This window comes from Frankia umida (assembly GCF_023242945.1).
GTDB lineage: Bacteria > Actinomycetota > Actinomycetes > Frankiales > Frankiaceae > Frankia > Frankia umida.
The window spans coordinates 1-1233 of the sequence record NZ_JALKFT010000096.1 but is presented as its reverse complement, the minus strand read 5'-3'; the positions used below and the strand labels follow the sequence as shown (position 1 = coordinate 1233).

General features: G+C 61.3%; 1 protein-coding gene. It reads left to right on the top strand.

What is annotated here, in order from left to right; translation table 11 throughout:
* Positions 1–82 precede the first annotated feature (82 nt).
* A complete protein-coding gene (gene ltrA / locus MXD59_RS25925; protein WP_308301788.1) occupies positions 83–1207 on the top strand; it encodes a group II intron reverse transcriptase/maturase in 1125 nt (374 codons plus the stop codon).
* Positions 1208–1233 lie beyond the last annotated feature (26 nt).

The following is a 1233-nucleotide window of genomic DNA, read 5'->3' as shown; positions in this document are numbered from 1 at the left end:
GTCATGGGATTCTTCGGTGATCCCCACCTCGCCTACATCAACTGGTAGCGAGTCCAGCTACTTTCGTTCTCCTTAGTGGGAGGTGTGGGAGGCATACCAGAAGGTGAAAGCCAACAAGGGTGCGCCGGGTGTGGACGGGGTGACTCTGGACGAGTTCGAGAAGGATCTGAAAGGCCAGCTGTACCGGATCTGGAACAGGATGAGTTCAGGATCGTACTTTCCGCGGCCGGTGCGGGCGGTGCCGATACCGAAAGACGGCGGTCGGGGCACTCGGATCCTGGGAGTGCCCACTATCGTGGATAGGATCGCGCAGACCGTGGTCGCGGGACGTCTGGAGGTCCGCACGGAAAAGATATTCCATGTGGACTCGGACGGTTACCGGATCGGCCGGTCGGCGATCGACGCGGTGGCGAAATGCCGGGAACGCTGCTGGAGAGACGACTGGGTTCTGGACCTGGACGTCGAGAAGTTCTTCGACAGCTGCCCGCACGACCTGATCGTCAAAACGGTGGAAGCGAACACCGATCAGAAGTGGATCGTGTTGTATGTGAAGCGCTGGCTCGCAGCGCCTACACACCAGCCGGACGGCTCTCTGATCACGCCAGGTCGCGGAACCCCACAGGGGTCTGCGGTTTCACCCGTGCTGGCGAACCTTTTCCTCCACTATGCGTTCGACATGTGGATGGCCCGGAACTATCCGGACGTCCGGTTCGAACGCTATGTGGATGACGCGGTGGTGCACTGCGTCTCTCGGCGGCAGGCAGTCATCTTGCAGGCCGCGATAGGGCGGCGTTTGGAACAGGTGGGGCTTCGGCTCAACCCGGCGAAGACGAAGATTGTGTACTGCCGGGATTCGAATCGGCGCGGGAGCTGTTCGGCGGTCGCGTTCGATTTCCTCGGCTATACTTTTCGTCCTCGGGCGGCAGTCAACAAGCGGACGGGTAGGATGTTCACCTCGTTCGCCCCGGCGATGAGCCAGGACAGGCTGACCGGGAAAGGCCGGCAGGTCCGCCGCTGGCGGATTCACCTACGCACCAACCACACCCTGGCCGATCTCGCCGAGCGGATCAACCCGCTGGTGCGGGGTTGGATGAACTACTGGGGTCGTTTTTACAGGTCCCAGATGTTCGGTCTCCTGCGACGCATCAACGCCTACCTAGCCTCGGGCTTTCACCGGGGTGATCGTCTGTTGGGGTGCCGGGAATAGGAAAGTGCTCCTGAGCTGGGAGGATT